Origin of the sequence: Dyadobacter koreensis (assembly GCF_900108855.1) — a bacterium.
GTDB classification, from domain to species: Bacteria; Bacteroidota; Bacteroidia; order Cytophagales; family Spirosomataceae; genus Dyadobacter; species Dyadobacter koreensis.
The window spans coordinates 1,079,092-1,097,177 of record NZ_FNXY01000001.1 but is presented as its reverse complement, the minus strand read 5'-3'; the positions used below and the strand labels follow the sequence as shown (position 1 = coordinate 1,097,177).

14 protein-coding genes are annotated in these 18,086 nt (G+C 44.2%); 11 read left to right on the top strand and 3 right to left on the bottom strand.

Annotated features, from left to right (window positions below; translation table 11 throughout):
- Positions 1–25: 25 nt before the first annotated feature.
- The 7 genes from BMY70_RS04490 to BMY70_RS04460 all read left to right on the top strand — a co-directional run bounded on the left by BMY70_RS04490 (position 26) and on the right by BMY70_RS04460 (position 12,504).
- Positions 26–2,908, top strand: a complete 2,883-nt coding sequence (locus BMY70_RS04490; RefSeq protein WP_143072052.1) for a hypothetical protein — start codon at positions 26–28, stop codon at positions 2,906–2,908.
- On the top strand, positions 2,905–5,520 hold the full coding sequence (locus BMY70_RS04485) for a glycoside hydrolase family 20 zincin-like fold domain-containing protein (protein ID WP_090332395.1): 2,616 nt from the start codon (positions 2,905–2,907) through the stop codon (positions 5,518–5,520). The genes BMY70_RS04490 and BMY70_RS04485 overlap by 4 nt, the downstream gene beginning before the upstream one ends.
- Positions 5,507–6,754 (top strand): glycoside hydrolase family protein, encoded by a 1,248-nt coding sequence (locus BMY70_RS04480; protein ID WP_090332392.1) that lies wholly within the window; start codon positions 5,507–5,509, stop codon positions 6,752–6,754. The genes BMY70_RS04485 and BMY70_RS04480 overlap by 14 nt, the downstream gene beginning before the upstream one ends.
- Positions 6,755–6,786: 32 nt before the next feature.
- Positions 6,787–9,627, top strand: coding sequence for a TonB-dependent receptor (locus tag BMY70_RS04475; RefSeq protein WP_218148570.1), 2,841 nt, complete (start codon positions 6,787–6,789; stop codon positions 9,625–9,627).
- 54 nt (positions 9,628–9,681) lie between these two features.
- Positions 9,682–10,482: a 6-phosphogluconolactonase gene (locus BMY70_RS04470; protein ID WP_090332386.1), complete on the top strand. Its 801-nt coding sequence runs from the start codon at positions 9,682–9,684 to the stop codon at positions 10,480–10,482.
- A 58-nt stretch (positions 10,483–10,540) separates the two neighbouring features.
- Positions 10,541–11,842 carry an MFS transporter gene (locus BMY70_RS04465; RefSeq protein WP_090332383.1) on the top strand — a complete coding sequence of 434 codons (1,302 nt, stop codon included), beginning with the start codon at positions 10,541–10,543 and terminating at the stop codon, positions 11,840–11,842.
- Positions 11,843–12,189: 347 nt separating this feature from the next.
- A complete protein-coding gene (locus BMY70_RS04460) occupies positions 12,190–12,504 on the top strand; it encodes a hypothetical protein (RefSeq protein WP_143072051.1) in 315 nt (104 codons plus the stop codon).
- A gap of 60 nt (positions 12,505–12,564) precedes the next feature.
- Here the strand turns inward: BMY70_RS04460 and BMY70_RS04455 are convergent, their stop codons facing one another.
- On the bottom strand, positions 12,565–13,425 hold the full coding sequence (locus tag BMY70_RS04455; protein WP_143072050.1) for a histidine kinase: 861 nt from the start codon (positions 13,423–13,425) through the stop codon (positions 12,565–12,567).
- Positions 13,426–13,855: 430 nt separating this feature from the next.
- On the bottom strand, positions 13,856–15,262 hold the full coding sequence (locus BMY70_RS04450) for a T9SS type A sorting domain-containing protein (RefSeq protein WP_090332372.1): 1,407 nt from the start codon (positions 15,260–15,262) through the stop codon (positions 13,856–13,858).
- Between the two features lie 682 nt (positions 15,263–15,944).
- On the opposite strand from BMY70_RS04450, the gene BMY70_RS04445 reads away from it, so the two are divergent.
- From BMY70_RS04445 to BMY70_RS31225, 4 genes are all read left to right on the top strand, one after another.
- The gene (locus BMY70_RS04445) at positions 15,945–16,166 is read left to right on the top strand and encodes a hypothetical protein (RefSeq protein ID WP_090332369.1); all 222 of its coding nucleotides are present in this window, start codon (positions 15,945–15,947) and stop codon (positions 16,164–16,166) included.
- A gap of 165 nt (positions 16,167–16,331) precedes the next feature.
- Positions 16,332–16,610 (top strand): IS3 family transposase, encoded by a 279-nt coding sequence (locus BMY70_RS31640; protein WP_374754687.1) that lies wholly within the window; start codon positions 16,332–16,334, stop codon positions 16,608–16,610.
- Complete coding sequence (locus BMY70_RS31755; protein ID WP_143072049.1) at positions 16,522–16,944, top strand: hypothetical protein; 423 nt, start codon at positions 16,522–16,524, stop codon at positions 16,942–16,944. The genes BMY70_RS31640 and BMY70_RS31755 overlap by 89 nt, the downstream gene beginning before the upstream one ends.
- Positions 16,919–17,200 (top strand): integrase core domain-containing protein, encoded by a 282-nt coding sequence (locus tag BMY70_RS31225; RefSeq protein ID WP_229209477.1) that lies wholly within the window; start codon positions 16,919–16,921, stop codon positions 17,198–17,200. Before BMY70_RS31755 ends, BMY70_RS31225 begins: the two co-directional genes overlap by 26 nt.
- Positions 17,201–17,269: 69 nt before the next feature.
- Here BMY70_RS31225 and BMY70_RS04435 read toward each other — a convergent pair whose 3' ends face one another.
- Entirely contained in the window at positions 17,270–18,079 is an 810-nt protein-coding gene (locus BMY70_RS04435) for a hypothetical protein (RefSeq protein ID WP_090332363.1), read from the bottom strand.
- Positions 18,080–18,086: the final 7 nt, after the last annotated feature.

Here is an 18,086-nt window from a genome sequence, read left to right as displayed (position 1 = left end):
TATCATTTTATTAAACGTATACACATTGAAGTTAGTTTGGTTCACATATCTTCTGGTTGTATGTCTGCTCAACGTTTGCTCTGCGAACGGAAAGCAGGCCGGGAACTTCCTGTATGATATGGGGACAGTATCTTCGCGCGTTGAAAGCGGATATCTTGGCGTGAATCCCGATTTGATTTTCAGCAAGGAGCGCGGTTATGGATGGATCAACGGGCCAAAATATGCCTTTGATACGTTGTATAACAGAATTGCCGACACCTTATTTTGCGACGGAGTTGTGGGCGAAAAAACACTGATTTTTAAAACCAACATCCCGCAGGGTGAGTATTTTTTGTTGATCACAATAGGGCATCCCGGCCAGGATGTGATGCAGGCAAAGATCGGGATCAATGGTCAGGTTGTAACAGAAAACATATCAGCACCCTGGTTTCGGCTTCCTTACAGATCCGTTCGTCGGAAAATAACGGTTGGAAAAAACGGAGCTGTTGTAGAAATAAAATCGATTGGCAAGATTGACATTGTCGGTTTGTATCGCATCGAATTCAGGTCTGTTGCTGATATTGAGGAAGGAAGTTATTGCAAAATACCGGAAACGGAAGCCGGAGAAATGACGGCATCTGAAGGCGCTTTGAAGGTGCAAATACTTAAAGATCCGGCTAACACGGCCCTGCAAAACCGGCTTAATGTTTTGCAAAAACACCTAACAGCCGAGCGATATTATGAGCTGGCCGGCTGGTCGTTCGCTGTCACCCGGACAAAAATGAACCAGATCCAGCGCATGTATGCTGCGATTGACTTACTGGATCAGATCGTTGCTGATCCAGCCGATCCACTGTATTATAAATCACTTTACCTGCTTGCAAAAATTCATTACTGGCTGGCAAAGGAAGATTCTGAATTACTTCCAGGCAGTAAGTCACAGGTATATTTCGATCAGTTGGCAAAGGTGTTTCCCAATCACCGGTTGATCAGAATGTATAAAGGAGAAAAAATTGAAGATCCGTTCAAAACCGGTTCGGATATGTCCGGAGCGCCGAAATGGGCAGTTTTACAGCAGGAGGCTATGGCCCGGATGTTGAAAGTGATCCATTGGTGGGTACAGCACCGCCAGTCTGAGAATGGTGAGCTGGGAGGAAAATATGCAGATGATGTAGAAATGCTCCGCTGGTGGCTGCCTGCCATTCTGGGTGCCGATGACAGTCTGGCCCGGGTCGGTTACACCCGGCTGGCCGACGGGATCTGGAACAGTGGCGCACTGGTTCGGGGTTATGACAAGAAAACAGACGACGTCGAACATTCGGCAGAGCTTTTCAGGGATTCGCATACGGGCATGTTTATGGTGCGTTATGCAGATCCGGCTTACGTGGAGCGTGCCATGATCAGCATGCAGAATTTTGGTGAGGTCTGGTCGGGAATTACAAAAGCCGGGCACCGTCATTTTAAATCTTATTATTTATCTGCGACTGAAACACTGAACGAAAAACCTTACGGAGTTGATGTTCCATTGAATGCCAGGGCGCTTCTACCCGGACTTTGGGCGGCGTGGTATAACAAAAATCCTTTGTTGATCAAACAGTTTTCCGAGTGGGCACAGGCATGGGTGGAAGATGCGTCAAGAGAAGAAAATGGCAAGCCTGCGGGTATGATTCCACCGGCTGTTTCCTTTGAACAGGAAAAGATTGGGGGGTATTCGGATAAATGGTACGAGCCCGGCCTGAGATATAACTATTATAACTGGGACCATCTGGGGCATATCAGCGAATTGTACAGTTTTCTGTCCGGCTTGCATGCAATTACTGGTAATGATTCGTTTTTGAACCCGATCAATAAAGTGGCCGATTTGACGAAAGCGTCTGTCAGTCTGAATCCAACTGAAAAGTACAAACCGGGCTCGCCGGACTGGGTAAAGAGCACGCTGATCAGCGGGGGCGAAGATAAAACGGCAGGTGCAAATCCGTTCGGCAATATTTTCGCCATGACGGCCAAACTGACCGGCCAAACCCGGTATGACGATCTGATCAGACAGCATGCTTCACCCTACAACAGGTATCAGCTGACTGGCAACCAGAACGAAATGCTGTCAGGTTTTGATGTGATCCTTAATTCACTAAGATATAATTTTCCGCTCATGACCAGTGAGGTCAAATTTACGGATCGGGTGTATGTCAGAGGAAGTGACCTGCTGACGGGCATGTACACCGGCCATTTCGGCAGAGGATTTGAGTTTCCTGCTTTGGTGGCTACCTGGAAAAACACAGGCCCGGATGTATCCGTTTTTGTTCGAAACGGTGGTAAAACTTCGGCCCTGGTTTCACTCTGCAATGCCGGCGATCAGAAGCAGGTGGAAATGAATACCTGGATGCTGACACCCGGCGTATACAAAGTAAATGTCGGGCTGGATAAAAATGATGACACGGTTGCAGAAAAGCAGATCGAAGAAAAGTTGGTAACCATCAATGAAAGGGTAGGAGTGATTAAAATTGCGCTGCCTGCAAGAGCGCAGGTCGTAGTTCGGGTGAGCAGAATAAGCGAAATTAAACAAAAAGCAGAATCGTTACCAGACTTAGCTCTTTCTCGCAATGACGTTGTAATTTCTGAATCTGGCGATCAGTCGGGAATGTTGAAGATTCATTGTGCGCTGCACAACATTGGCAATGCACCTTCGGCTCCCGCGATGGCTTACCTGAATACGAATGGGGCTGTATCGGACAGCACTGCTGTTGATGTGATTGAAGCGCCGAATGATCTTCATCCGCGTGTAAAAACCATTCATTTCAACTGGAAACCAAAACCCGGAAAGCATCAGATCAGTGTCCTGGTTAAATACGATGGACCGGAAGTGAATTCCCAAAACAATAGTGTGACAATCGGATATAGCTATCCGGACATTAAAAAGACAATCAAATGATTAGGAGTGTTTTCATTTTAATTCTACAAATTATTGTGCTGAATCAGCAGCTTGAAGCATCGCCAGGACCGGTTGCCGGTTTCGGGGAGAAATCACGGGCAGACAGCGCAGTGCGGGGTTTGCCGGTACTGCCTCATCCTCAGTTTGCGAGCCAGGGAACTGTTTCTTTTGTTTTTTCTTCAAATATTGAATTCAAAACAACAGATCTGAGCCCTGAACAATCCGTCCGGTTGAAGGCACACTGGGAAGCATTTAAACCGGAAATTAAAGATTCTAAAAAGGCAGAATCCAACACCGTCGAGCTTCTGTTTCTTAACGAAGCAAAAGAAAAGCAGCCCGAATTTTGGAACAGAGCTCAAACTTATAATGACAGCATTGGCAATGAAGGTTATCTGTTAAGCGCAAAAAAGGGGAAAGTCGTTATTGCGGCCAATACGGAGACGGGGCTTTTTTATGGTCTTCAGACACTCCGGCAGCTTACACGGGCTGGCTGGAACCGGGAAGTATTTATTGCCGACTGGCCCGTTTTTGAAACCAGGGTTATTTTTGACGACATCAGTAGAGGGCCGATATCAAAGCTGGATTATATCAAAAAGCAGATAGAAAGGATGGCCGAGTTGAAGATCAACTACCTTTCTTTTTACATCGAACATGTCGTGCAGCCGTTGTCGCATCCCGATTTTGCTCCAAAAGATGGTAAACTGACCATTGCGCAGATCAAAGAATTATCGGCTTACGCGGAGCAATTTCACATAAAACTGATCGGTAGTTTTCAGTCTTTCGGTCATTTTGAGAAAATACTTGCGCTGCCTCAATACAGTTCCATGGGAGAGACCGGCTCGTTGATCTCGCCTTTGGATCCCAAAGCAAAACAATTTCTGACAGATGTGATCGGCGAACTTTGCGATGCATTTAACGCGCCCTGGTTTAATGTGAATTGCGACGAAACCTTCGATCTGAACAAGGGGAAATCAAAAGCATACATTGACAGCATCGGTGCGGCCCGGTTCTATGCGGACCATCTCAATTTTCTGTATGACATTTTAAAGCGTCACAATAAAAAAATGATGCTCTGGGGAGATGTGGCCATCCAATACGACAAGATCCCTGACATGCTCCCAAAAGACGTGGTTTACCTGACCTGGGAATATGGATCAAATAATAATTATGATAAATGGATCAAACCATTTGCCAACCGCGGACTCGAATTTATGGTTTGTCCGGGTGTGCTGAATTCTTACCGGATGTTTCCCGATTTGGTCATGGCCAAATCCAACATCAAAGGTTTTATGCAGGCAGGAAAAGCCAGTGGCGCAACCGGTGCATTCACCACGCTCTGGGACGATGGCGGTGCATATCTTTTTTCCGGAGACTGGTATGGAGTATACGCGGCGGCAGAAAAGAGCTGGAACCTAAAAACTGCAAATGAAAAAACATTTGATTCAAGATACAGTAGAACTGCCTATGGATCGGACAATACCAATTATGTAAAAGCGGTCTTTAAGTTGATGGAGCTGCGAAGTCTGGCGCTGACTTACAACCTGAATGATCTGTTATGGCATCAGCAAATGGTTCCAGGTAAAGGAAAACAATTGTGGCTGAACAACACGGATGTACCGGCGGCAAAAAAGATTCTTAACCAGGCCTCTGATTTGCTTGCTGTCAGTTCAGCCAAATTCAATACAGGCGATATCAGTACGCTGGCGCACACGATAGCTCAGTATCAGATCATGATGGATTCCCGTCAGCTTCTGGCCACTCAGGCAGCTGTTTACCGGGAAGCGGGCAGAATAAATGGCACTCGTTTGGAACAGGCCAGGAATTTACTGATTCAGTCTGCCGATTCTTTAAAACAACTTAAAGAAAGATATGTCTCACTTCAAAATAGTTTCCGTCAGCTTTGGAGAGCTGAAAACCAGGAGTATTGGCTGGATGTGGTCATGGCTCCATACGATACCAAAATCAGGGAACTTGGTGATCTGGAGAATGTATTAAAAAATTCTGCTTTGTCGGCTGCCGGTAAACTCCAATTGCCCGACGCCGATCAGATTGGTTTATCCATCTATGAAACGCCATATACTTATTTCCAGTACTGGCTTTTAACAGGGCCTTTTCCGGCAGAAACAAACGCGACCATTCCGTCATTTATGTATTCGGAAAATGAAGAATACGACAAACCACCCATTCCCGGGGGCATTGCAACTTACAAAGGTAAGAATTACCGCTGGCATAAATTCGCTTCCAAAAGCGGAGGAATGATTGACCTCAATGAGTATTTTGAAAAAAAAACACCTGCCACGGCTTACGCATATTGTACACTAAATGTCACCGGAAAAGAGGTGACCGAAGCATTTGTTAACGCAGCAAACGGCACTGAGGTTTTCAGTGACGGTAAAAAAGTAGCGGTCATTTCAGGCCAGAAAGCGGGTTCAGAAGAGCAAAAAATCACACTCGCTTTGGGTAAAGGAAACCATCTTTTTCTGCTAAAAGTACCTGGAAAAACCAATGCTCCCTGGCGTTTCAGTATGCGGCTTGGTCAGGGCGTGGAGGTTGTAAACAGTAAACATAAATATCAGACAAATTCTAAAAACAAAACGTATGATGCGGAGTAACCGGATTTTTTATTTATCGCTTTGGATGTTGCTGGTTCTCACAGGATCTGTGGCCAGGGCTCAGGCAAAAAAGCAGGATGTGGTACTGGCTATCGATCAGATCGCAAAATATGTTTCCGAAGTGATGATGGATGCGGAGGGTAAATCCAAATGCGACTACAACATGACCGAGGGGAAATGGTACGATTACGAAGTTCCCTGGCACACGGGTCAGGCGGTGAATGCGCTGCTGGCTGCCTATAAACAGACAGGTAATAAAAAATATCTGACCGCTGCAACAAGGGGAGGTGATTGGTGGGCAGGACTGGAAATTAAAGATCATCCTGTTTTGAAGGGAATGGTCGATGCCCGGCATGGGGATTCCATCGGAGAAGATTTTATTGTCTTTGCAACCGTTTCGGACGGAACCCCCGGAATTTATGAATTGTCAAGGGTGACCAAAAATCCGAAGTATGCCAAGGTCGCCACGTCTGCAGCCTACTGGATGATGAAAAACATGTACGATCCTGAAAAGGGAGTTTGCTACGATAATGTAGATGCTAAAACGGGTGAAGTGCTTAAAGAATACAGTCCTTTCTGGAAGTCAAAGCAAAAGCAGGAGCTCTTTGACGTCTCGCGCCCAAATACCGAAGGTTGGTTGTTCAAGGATGCATTTGAGTTTTCGGGAGACAAAAAGTTCAAAGATGCGTTCATCAATCTTTGCAACAGCCTGATCGAGAAACAGGGGCCGGAAGGTGTCTGGATGAGTTTTATGCCCAATTCTGTTCAGGAAAGATCATTTCATCCGCGTTTTCCACTTTGGTATGCCGAATCGCTGATTGAGGCATTCAAATTAACCGGCGACAAAAAATACCTGGATGCAGCCGCACGTACAGCAGAAGTTTTTGCCAAAGCGCAGCAAAAAGACGGTACTATGTTTTACGACAATTATCTGAATGGCAGACAGCCCGACAAAGGATCTGTGACAGGATCAGCTGCGGCGCTGGCAGGAATTGTCTGGATACAGCTTTCACAAAATGGATACAAACAGTTTGATGCCAACATTGAAAAATCGGCAAACTGGCTGCTGCAAAACAGATATGCAAGCGACCATCCTGATCCCAACCTGAGAGGAGCTGTACTGGAAACACGGACCAGGTTCAGGAAAGGCAAAGTATGGCTTACCAACCGCGATACGGGCAGCATTTTCGCACTTCGGTTTTTGGTCGATTATACCGCTTATAAATTTAAATAAATCTCCCACTTCCTTATTCCTTTATCTATTGTATGAAAAAACTACTCAAAAATTGCTGTGCCCTCACCGGGGGAATGCTGGCAGCGCTCTGGATTGTTTTCAGTCTTACTTTACCCGCTTTTGCACAAGGCGGTGGTAATGTAAAAGGGCAGGTAATGGGTACAAATGGCGAAATTCTTCCAGGAGCTTCGGTTTTTTTGAAAGGAACTACTTTTGGCGTTGCCACTGATCTTTCAGGAAACTACACGCTGCTGAATGTTCCGGCAGGTGTCCAGACTGTCTCAATCAATTATATGGGTTTTCAGCCTGACGAAAAAGAGATTACCGTGGTGGCCGGAAAAACGGTTTTTCTGAACATCAATATGAAAGCTGCAAATCTTAATCTGGGTGAGGTTACAGTGACAGCTAATCAGGAAGGGCAACGGAAAGCGCTCAACCAGCAGCGGAATTCTGATAACATCAAGCAGGTCATTTCTGCTGACCTGATGGGCCGGTTTCCGGATTTGAACGTTGCCGAATCATTGCAGCGTCTGCCGGGAGTGACAATTGGAAGAAATAGCAGCGGGGAAGGCGCAACCGTACAGATGCGTGGTACGCCGGGTAATTTTACGACCATCAATGTAAACGGAGAGCAGATCATGGGAACACAGGAAGACGGTTCGCGGAACGCGCAGCTCGATGTGATACCGATCAACGTGCTGTCGTCTATGGAAGTAGTTAAAACACTGACGCCAGATCTGGATGGTGATGCCATTGCCGGTGTGATCAACATGAAAACGCCTACGGCCACCTCACTGAGAACGAAGCTATCAGTTGATCTGGGCGCCGGATATAACAATCTGCGCAGCAATTTAAACGGAATAGGAAATATCTCTCTGGGCAAACGATTTTTGGCTGATGATAAAAATCCCAACGGTAAGCTGGGCGTCATGGCAACGGGAAGTTATTTTAGGACTAAGAATGGTTATGACGAAATACGCTCCCAGGTTTGGGAAGCAAATGATTACGGAAAAGGAAGAATTTATTTCCCTACCGATATCCGTCTTTTGTATGTAGAAAACCAGCGTACCAGAACCGGGACTTCGGCTACGATTGATTACAATTTCAGCCCGACTACCAGCATCGTGGCCAATGTGATGTACAGCAATCACAACAACGAGCTGACCCGCTACCGGAAACGTACCCGTATGCAAACTGCAAGGAATGTACTCAACGAACAGGGAGAATATACCAATTCCAGAGGACGTGGTTACAACGAGATCAAATCGGCGACAGAAGACAACAGCAATCTGAACTTTAATATTCAGGGAGAAACAGTTATCGGAACGGTAAAACTCGATGCCGGGTTGTTTATGAACGAATCGGAATTCGTTAACAAGTCGGGTATCTACAATTTCATCACAGGCAACATTCCGCTTTCCATATCAGATATCAGCACGGATTATCTATCTGCTTACGGAACGGATTGGAAAAACAACGCTTCACTCTATACTTACAATACCGTCGAAAGGGATTGGTGGACAACGAACGGGAAAAATTTCACCGCCCGCCTGAATGCCAGCGTGCCTTATAAAATCGGAAATAATACGGCCTTTTTTAAGGCAGGTGCGAAGCTAAAAAGCATGCATAACAAAAGATTCCGTCCTGACGAAACAATTGTCACCACCTACGCGGGTACAGCTGCGGCCGGAAATCTGGCTAATTTCAGTGGAAATCCTGAAATTTCTTCTGATCTGCTGGACGGTAATACTAATTTCGGCCTCGGCGTGGATAAAGATAAAACGATTGATTTCCTGAATGCAAATCTGGGTACCAGTCTTTTCCCGATTAATGCCGGTGCAACAAGAAACAGCATTGACTCCTACTACTATGACGCAGTGGAAACTGTTTTGTCCGGATATGTGATGAACAGGATCCAGTTCAACAAACTGATGTTTTTGATGGGAGCAAGGATAGAACAGACAAAAGTAGACTACAAAGGAAACATCATTGAAACCAACGCAGACGGTAACTGGGTGTCTACCTCACCAAACAGAAAAAAGAATGACTACATCAAAGTACTTCCCAATATTCAGTTCAAGTATGACCTTGACAAATCTTCACTGATACGTGCTGCACTGACTTACGGATATTCGCGGCCAAACTTTGTCGATTTGGTACCAGGACGTGTGATCAGTATCCTGAGTGAGACGATCACGGATGGAAACCCGGAGCTGAAACCCGCATTTGCTACTAATGTGGATCTGATGTATGAGAAATATCTGAACAATCTGGGGATTATTTCAGGGGGAGTATTTTATAAAAAAATAAATAAATTCCAGTATAACAGCGTGTTTGCATTGGCTGGAAACGAATTTGAAGGTGCACAGCGGTATACCGGCTGGAGATGGTTCAGAACACTGAACGGTGACAATGCCAATGTGTATGGTGTGGAACTGAATGTTCAGGCGAACCTGACATTTTTGCCGGGAATATTGAAAGGACTTTCGGTTCTTGCCAACTATACCTACACGCATTCAAGTGCAGATGCGCAGTTCCGTAAGGATCTTCGTCTGCCTGGCCAGGCCGATCATACTGCCAACGGATCACTTTCTTTCAACCACAAGAAATTCACAATACAGGGAAACCTGAACTACAACGGAGCTTACACAGTACTGCTCGGCGATCAGGATGCAACCGATGTAATCCGTCATCAACGAATACAGGTCGATGCCAATGCTTCGTACCGTGTTACGGACAGGATCTCCATTTATGCAGAAGCACAAAACCTGACAAAGGCTCCACAAACAGATTACTTCGGAGAGCGCGAGCGCATTTATCAAAAGCAGTTTTATTCATTCTGGGGACGTGCCGGAGTGAAGTTCAGGCTGTAACGGTCTAAGAAAACACATTGAAATAATAAAACCATAAATTTTAAAAAAAAGGAAATGTCGATTGTTAAAAAAGGAACAGCAGAGCAGTTGAAAGTATTGATTTTTGAAAACAGACAACAGCTTGGAGAGGAAGCTGCGGGGATGGTTGCGGAGAAAATAAGTGAACTTTTGGAAAAGCAGCAGATGGTCAATATCATTTTTGCCGCGGCTGCTTCACAAAATGAATTTCTGGCAACACTGATTAAACTTGATATTGACTGGACGCGCATCAATGCTTTTCACATGGATGAGTACATCGGACTACCCGAAGGAGCTAAACAGCATTTTTCTTATTTTCTGGGAGAACAGATATTCAATAAGGTCCCCTTTGCCAATGTGTTTTGCATTAATGGCAGCACGGAAGATACCGAAGCGGAATGCGAACGCTATGCCGGCCTGCTGTTGAAGTATCCAACTGATATTACCTGCATGGGAATTGGAGAAAATACGCATCTGGCCTTTAATGACCCGTATATTGCGGATTTTAAGGAAAATAAACTGGTCAAAGTCGTTAAACTTGCCCAGGAAAGTAAACAGCAGCAGGTCAACGAAGATTGTTTTGCTCATGTGAGTGAAGTTCCCGAGTATGCATACACACTTACGGTGCCGGCTTTGCTAAAAGCGAAGGCTATTTACAGTATGGTACCGGGGCCTGCCAAGGCAGAGGCCGTTTTTCATACTTTGAATGCTGAGATTTCAGAGCAATACCCGTCGACCATTCTGCGTACTTTGTCCAACGCATATCTGTTTCTGGACACCGAAAGTGCAGGGAATATTGACAAGGAATCAGAAATGTCTCCGATCACCTTTAAATGACTAATCTGCCGTATTGCTGATTAACTATGCATATAAACGCCTTTTTCTTAACTGAATCATGATAAATAATACAACCGGAAATTACAGGTGGGCGATTTGTGCGCTGCTATTTTTTGCCACTACAATCAATTATCTGGACAGGCAGGTTCTGGGACTGTTAAAACCAGTCCTGGAAACCGAGTATAACTGGACAGAAAGTGATTACAGTTATATCGTCATGGCTTTTTCAGCAACCTATGCGATCGGTCTGGTTGTCTTTGGAAGGATCGTTGATAAGATTGGGGCCAAAACGGGTTACACAATTTCTGTGACGATCTGGAGCATTGCGGCGATGTGTCATGCTTTGGTAAATAGCACGCTGGGTTTTGGTATTGCCAGGGCAGCTCTGGGGATTGGTGAATCGGGTAATTTTCCGGCGGCCGTAAAAACGGTAACCGAATGGTTTCCTAAAAGAGAACGTGCCCTTGCAACAGGGATTTTCGACTCAGGCTCCAATATCGGAGCCTGCGTCGCACCCATTATGGTTCCCTGGATTTTGGGGATTTATGGCTGGAAGGCGGCATTTATCATCACGGGTGCCATCGGATTTTTGTGGCTCATTGCATGGAGGCTGATTTACAAACAGCCCGAAAAACACCCACATTTGTCGGCATCGGAACTGGCCTATATCCGAATTGACGATACACCCTCAGAAAAACGGCCAGATCAGGATTTAACGCAAGAAAAGATACCCTGGACGCGGTTGTTTTCGCTCCGCCCCACCTGGTCGTTTATCGCAGGCAAGTTCCTGACTGACCCCATCTGGTATTTTTTTCTGTTCTGGCTACCATCTTATTTCAGTACCACATTTAACCTGGATCTTAAAAAGCCCGGCCTACCATTGGTAATTGTGTATTCGGCGGCCACAATCGGTGCGGTTGGCGGCGGCTTGCTTTCGTCCTGGTTCATCAAAAAAGGTTGGGGTGTATCGAAATCCAGAAAAGCGGCACTGTTCATCGCCGCGCTCTGCGTGGTACCCATCATTGGCGCACGCTTTGTAACAGACGTTTGGGCAGCAGTCGGGTTGATCGGACTCGCAGTTGCAGGTAATGCGGCATGGAGTTCCAATATTTACACCATTGTTTCAGATATGCTGCCCAAAAATACTGTAAGCTCCGTCATCGGCATCGGTGGCATGGCCGGTGCGATTGGCGGCGTATTATTCCCTTTATTTATTGGTTTCATTCTGGATTATTACAAAGGAATTGGTAACCTGATAGCGGGCTACAACGTGATATTTTTGGTGTGCAGTGTTTCATTTCTGATCGCATGGCTGGCCATTCATTTGATTACACCCAAGATTATCCCCGTCATGGAATAACCGTGACGGAATGACCATTTTAATTATTTTGGAATGCCTCATTGCACGATTGTCGCTATTCAGGGAAGCGATTTTAATTATTTTACTGATTGTTTAGAATTGCTGTAATCACCAATTTGTTGACTGCCACCATCATTGGCAATGGCGGCATTATGCCCACAGTATTTCATTAATCACTCAAATTACTAACATGAACAAATCCATTTCATTTGATCCTACGGTACTACATCCGTTGCAATCACTTACTGCTGATGAGATTAGCCGCTTAGTTTCTTTCAAACGTAAGCAAAGCGAACTTCCATAATCATGTCAGGGGAGGGGGGCGCTCTCCTCCCCAAAACCCTGAAATGATGAACCGGTATACAGACCTGTCCAATACGATTAAAGCAAGTTTACTTTACCAGCTTTTTCCTTCTGAAATCCCTGCAGTGCTTGAATTTATGGCGCAGCAGACCGACGCGCTGCTGGCAAATCCAGCCGGTTTCAAAATGCAGCATGATACACGCCTGTTTAGTTTTGAGCGCCTTGTGCACCTATCCAAAGAGGTGAAAACATGTTTAAAAAATGTGAGGCCTCAATTCCGTCCGGTATATCATAAGCGCAGAACCCCTTTCCGAACATTTATCGAACCACTTTTTAGAAGACTTGGAGAAAATATCTAAGGTGGTTGTGTAGAATTTTGAAGTAACAAATAGTCATTTTAGTGTAAAACAAATCGCGACTCAATAACTTTTTATCCTTTTTGCATCAAATAAACGGTCGATTCCGGTATTCTCAGCTCCGTCAATGCAGAAAATTTTAATTGTAAAGGTGATCCAGTTATCTTTAGCTTCTAATGAAAAAGCGACCAGCATATCCTTCTTGCGGGTGGCTTTGGAATATTTGAATGCATTTTCAACAAAAACAATCAGCAACATGGGAGCGATCGGTATCTGATCGTCCGAATTTTCCTGGATCGCAAGTTCCAGGACTAGCCGGTCACCGTTTTGTATTTTCTTAAAGTCGATGCAATTCTGTAAGTACAGTAGCTCATTTTTAAGCGGGATAAAAACCTCTCTGGTCTCATAAACGCTATATCTGAGCAATTCAGAAAGTTTAAGCAACAATAGCGGTACCCTTTGTTGCTGAGTGAGTGATATTCCGTAAATGTTATTGAGTGTGTTAAAAAGAAAGTGCGGGCTTAATTGCGATAATAGGAGCTGCAGCTCACTTTCCTTATGCTTTTGTGCGATTTTGGCCTGTGAAACTTGCATCCATACAGCATGCCGCGCCAGGGCTATCGCGATACCAAAAAACACAAACAGTATCGATATGGGAAGGCATATAAACAGGTTTTGCAAAAAGTATCCGGCGATATGACATTTGAACATATATACAGCACCGGCAGCACTAGCCAGAACCATGACCAGAAAAGTTAAAACTGATCTGGACAGGGACGTAGGTCCTACCGACCGGTTTAGCCAGGACTTGCCATACCATCTTCCCACATAGGTGCAGCTCAAAATGTAAAGGCAACTTATCATCGCAGCAACAGCCACGTCGCGATTACCACTTAAAATAACTGCGAAGGAAAAGACAACCACAAATGCCAGTCAGAAAGAAAGGTGCACCAACATCCTGGGAGCCATCATTTTTCCAATAAGATTTCAGGTGTTCCATAACCCAAATATGGGCATTCTATGCCGTTTTCGAAATATTTCATGCCGAAAGCCTGCTTTACAATGCCCAGTTCAAATTAGGGACCGCAGAAAAGATTCGGCATGACAACAGCGCGTTAAGACAAGATAATAGCCATGTATGTCCGTATCATTTTTCCATGTCAACAATGCCGGAAATATTTGCCAGTCATTTAAATACACAGATATGATTTATGGGGCTGAACTCGCAATTGAAACGAGCGATTTGTTTTTAGTTTTTCAAAAGACCGGCCTGTGATTAAGGGGCTAAATATGCAAATTCCAAAAGAGTAGGGTGTCTCATAAAGACACCCTACTCTTTTGGAATAAGAACGGATTAAAACTTGACAAATTTGCTCGATCGTATACCGGCTTCTGTAAAAAGGTGAATAAAATAAGCCCCCGGTGATAAGTTATTAACTGGAACAATGATATTAACTTCGTTTTCCCCGATGGCAAGCCGACGCAAGAGTTTACCATTTGCGTCTAATAATTCCACTCTGCTAGTTTTTCCAGATAAGGGAATTGTTACTGTTTCCACTGCGGGATTTGGGTAAAGAATGGCTCTTCCTTCTGTTTCAAGCCCAAAGCTAAGCGACTTGATACCATATTTGGTAGTTTTTCCATCGTAATCAATCTGGACAAGTCTATAATAGTTTGTGCCGTTTAATGGCCGATTATCGTACCAGGTATAATCTCGCCTAACCGATGAAGATCCGGTTGCTTCAATAAAACCGATCATTTTAAAGTTTTTTGCATCGGTAGAATGCTCTATCTCAAAATGGTCGTTGTCTGTTTCTGCCGCAGTTGACCATTCGACCTTAACAGTGGCGCCTTCCAGCCGGGCAGAATAACGCACAAGTGTAACCGGCAGGGCTCCCATGTCAAAAAAAGTTATCTCTCCAGAGCCAAAACCCTGGGTGAAGTCATATGGCGTATCATTAGGAGTTTTATTCTTCCAGTTAGCCGGCTTGGTAATATCATCTAACCACTCTTTTTTCGTCCCACTGGTCAAAACCGGGACATATATTGCATTTGGACGATCATTGGAATTTATGCTGTTCAAAAACCCAAGTGAACAATTGGTATTTAAACCTGCGGGTAATTCGCTGTATGCTGGAAATTGGGTAGTTGGTTCAGTACCGGTAGGATTCGAAAACCAGCCATTTGATACATTTGTAGCATTGGACCTAAGATTATTAAAAGCAAAGATGAAAGATGGATTGCTTTCCGTTCCCTGGTATATCAGTATTTGGTCGCCAATTGTTGCTGGCCATGGATTAGCAGAAAGATTCGTATTGGTCCATCTATCCGATAATATCGACAGGTCCGTTAAGGGAAGTGCGGTGCCATCACCTTTTACCCCTGATACGGCCCTTGCAGCAAGATCGATTTTAAATATGATTACCGTACCCGCAGGTATAATTGCAGAAGGTTTCCATTGAAATCTCCCCTCATTGCCGTAGGTTCCTACCAGTGGTGGACTATCAAGTGCGCCTACGAAATGTCCCGGCGTTGAGCCAAAAGCATTTACCCAGCCCCGGTCCGTAAAATATATTTCCTCGTCTTTAGCAATGTTGCTTAATGCAACTACCGCAAAACTACGTTTCGAAGATGAGGACGCATCGAGGTCGCTGTTCATCCCGATAACGGCAAGATCGCCCTGAGATAGGGCTGCATGGACATTTGGTATTCTTATAAGAAAGAGTGCTGCTATTAACAGTGAGCAGTAGAATTTTTTCATAACGTACAATTTTCGAGTAAAATTAATTTGAATGTAAAACCTAAATTATTTCTAAAATCGAAATGTCACTGGATTATACTTGCACAATCATATTAATTATTGTTATTTTCCTTTGCAAAATTCAATACCATGATCCAACCAATGTTATCTTAGGTAAATCGCTTACAATACCCAATGCTTTTGGTAAAGACTAAAGAAGGGTTAATTAAAGGATTGTACCACTGAGTGACTCAGCCGTAAGAATTATGAGATGTGATTTAAACATGATTATTGATTTGAATCTAACGCCTTAGAATTCAACCTAACATACTTATGGTAATCAAAAAATCCTACACGAAAGTCATGACGGATTTTCAGGGAGCCGGTGCTCTCCTTTCTTTGGTTTACCCCAATAATAGTCAAAGAAGCCCTCATGCACTAGAATCCGGATGACTTGACCACCAAAAGTGGGGATGAACCAATCTGCCACGGAATAAAATTGTCAAGCCATCCGAATTCCCAGGTAAGCACTTCTAACGTAGTTGTCGTTAAGCAATAAATGTGATCATTACATATACATTAGCTGCGGCAGTATTGTAAAAAATCTTAAGCTGTTCGAAATTTGCCGTTGCATATTCTAAGGATTCATTTTCTTGAGGTGGCTCCAAAAAGCGGCACACATTTTTGCAGAACCTAATGCGAAATGGGACTTCAGAAAGGGATCAAGGCCCGAAAGACTTATGATGCTGATTTTAAGCAAGAAATAACAAGATTGTTGGCATCCGGAAGAAGTGTTAGGGAAATTACAGAGACGTTTGAATTGCTGAAAATGTGGGTCGCCACCCCGGTTCTTTATCGTTGGAAGAGAATTGCAACTATGAAGACAAAAGTGGTCCGCCACCGCGGCAAAGAACGGACAGAGTGAGGACAGCAACGCTGGAAAACTTGCTGCCGAAAATGCTAGACTAAGGGCTGAAAACGAACGCTTAAAAACCGACCGTGAGATCTTAAAAAAGGCGTTAGGTCTTTTCAGCAAGTCCGACTGAGGGACGTCTATGATTTGATACTGTCACTATCCGAGACGAACAAAGTGAGCAACTTATGCAAGCTTTTTGAAGTGAGCAGAACAGCTTATTATCGGTATCAGCGAGGTAGAAGTCATAATGCGGACAGTAAATACAATCGACCTAAGCATGAGATTCGGATCGAGTTTATTCGCAATTTGAAGCGATATGGCAGCAGGCGAATCAAAGAATCTATAAAACAAAAAGGTATTAGGATTGGTCGTCGGAAAGTCGCTGAAATCATGCGAAAAAGAAAATCTGAGAGCCATTCAGCCGCCAAAGTTTATTCCGCGAACGACCGATAGTAAGCACGGGAAACGTGTTTGTCAGAATCTGCTGCCTGATCAGCCAAAGCCGAGTCAGGCTAAACGCAGTTTGGGCGGCCGCCGCAGCGGTGTCAGATATTACGTACATGCCTTTAAAGGGTGGAAAATGGGCTTATATGTGTACCTGGATGGACTTATATTCCAGGCAAATCGTCGACTGGCAATTAGCCGACAATATGGAAGAAAGTCTTGTCAGGGAACCCTTGATAAGGGCACTTTTAAAGCGGAGAGCAAAATAGGGCATGATCGTGCACTCGGACCGTGGAGGTCAATATTTATCGCGAAAAATGAAGAAAGTGATCAAAACTTTTAAGTTAAGACAAAGCGGTCCGCCGCGCGGTATGTCCCGAGCCGATGATCCATACGACAATGCCTGGGCTGAATCTTTTTGGAGTAGAATGAAGGCCGAATTAGACATGTCAAAAGGCGGATATGAAAACATCGATAAATTGAAGTCTGCTTTATTTGAATACATTGATGGATATTATAACACTATGAGACTTCATTCGTCATTGAACTATTTAAATCCATCAACTTTTGAGGCTGAATATTACCGGAAAACCGGATGAGAATTAAATTTTTTTTTAGTTACTAACCCGCAAAAGTGTAAACCAAAACGGAACCACGTCAGCCGACAATTATTTCGCATTTTTTAACAAGTTAACTGCCATAAGATAGGGTATAAGTAAAGTTATTGCCGGAATGTAGGAAACATAATTTGCAGTTGCGAGCGGTTCGGGTAAGTTGCCGGGAAGTAGATTTAATATGATGCCCAGTATACAAAAGAGTGCATAGATTTTGCATGCTGTAGGGTTAAGCTTGCCCGACTTTTTGATCGCATAAGCGAAAGCTGCCGTACCCAAATATAGTAACGTAACTTCGATCAATCTTACGACCGTGAATGAGACTGAGACAGTTTGTATCCACCCAGGTTTGCCCAATGTTCTCTGGCTTGGATATTTAATAAACACTTCTGTTAAAAAGAATCCCCAGTAAATCATATTAGCAACGAATAGTGGGAGTGCTATTAAAATCATAATCTTTCCAATCTGTGCATATCGAAACTCAGAATTACCTGTTAACGTTTCGCGAAGTCTAAACAGACCAACTGTCGTCAGCACACCACTAAGAATCAAAACGCAGTATCTTACTTGCTGTTCAAGGGCCAATGCTACCCACGCTTTTGCAGTTGAAGGTGGCGGCCCCATTCCCGCAAAAACAGAAATAAGTGCCCAGGATACAATTAATGGCCAAACAGCTCGTCGTATAGCCTGCTCTTTCTCATAGCCAAGTTTACGGAACGCAAAAAACATAAATAAGATATTTACAAACCATCCGGGTAAATAAACTGCATAACTGAGGTGTCCAAAAGTAAAGGCTGATACCGTAACAAGAAACGGAACCGCTAATAGAAATACGTAACTCAGCACTTGCGAAAAGACTTTCATATACGCT

Coding starts and splice junctions, on each gene's coding strand:
- BMY70_RS04485 (WP_090332395.1), top strand. CDS start 2,905: ATGATTAGGAGTGTTTTCATTTTAATTCTACAAATTATTGTGCTGAAT.
- BMY70_RS04480 (WP_090332392.1), top strand. CDS start 5,507: ATGATGCGGAGTAACCGGATTTTTTATTTATCGCTTTGGATGTTGCTG.
- BMY70_RS04475 (WP_218148570.1), top strand. CDS start 6,787: ATGAAAAAACTACTCAAAAATTGCTGTGCCCTCACCGGGGGAATGCTG.
- BMY70_RS04470 (WP_090332386.1), top strand. CDS start 9,682: ATGTCGATTGTTAAAAAAGGAACAGCAGAGCAGTTGAAAGTATTGATT.
- BMY70_RS04465 (WP_090332383.1), top strand. CDS start 10,541: ATGATAAATAATACAACCGGAAATTACAGGTGGGCGATTTGTGCGCTG.
- BMY70_RS04460 (WP_143072051.1), top strand. CDS start 12,190: ATGATGAACCGGTATACAGACCTGTCCAATACGATTAAAGCAAGTTTA.
- BMY70_RS04450 (WP_090332372.1), bottom strand. CDS start 15,262: ATGAAAAAATTCTACTGCTCACTGTTAATAGCAGCACTCTTTCTTATA.
- BMY70_RS04445 (WP_090332369.1), top strand. CDS start 15,945: ATGGGACTTCAGAAAGGGATCAAGGCCCGAAAGACTTATGATGCTGAT.
- BMY70_RS31225 (WP_229209477.1), top strand. CDS start 16,919: ATGAAGAAAGTGATCAAAACTTTTAAGTTAAGACAAAGCGGTCCGCCG.
- BMY70_RS04435 (WP_090332363.1), bottom strand. CDS start 18,079: ATGAAAGTCTTTTCGCAAGTGCTGAGTTACGTATTTCTATTAGCGGTT.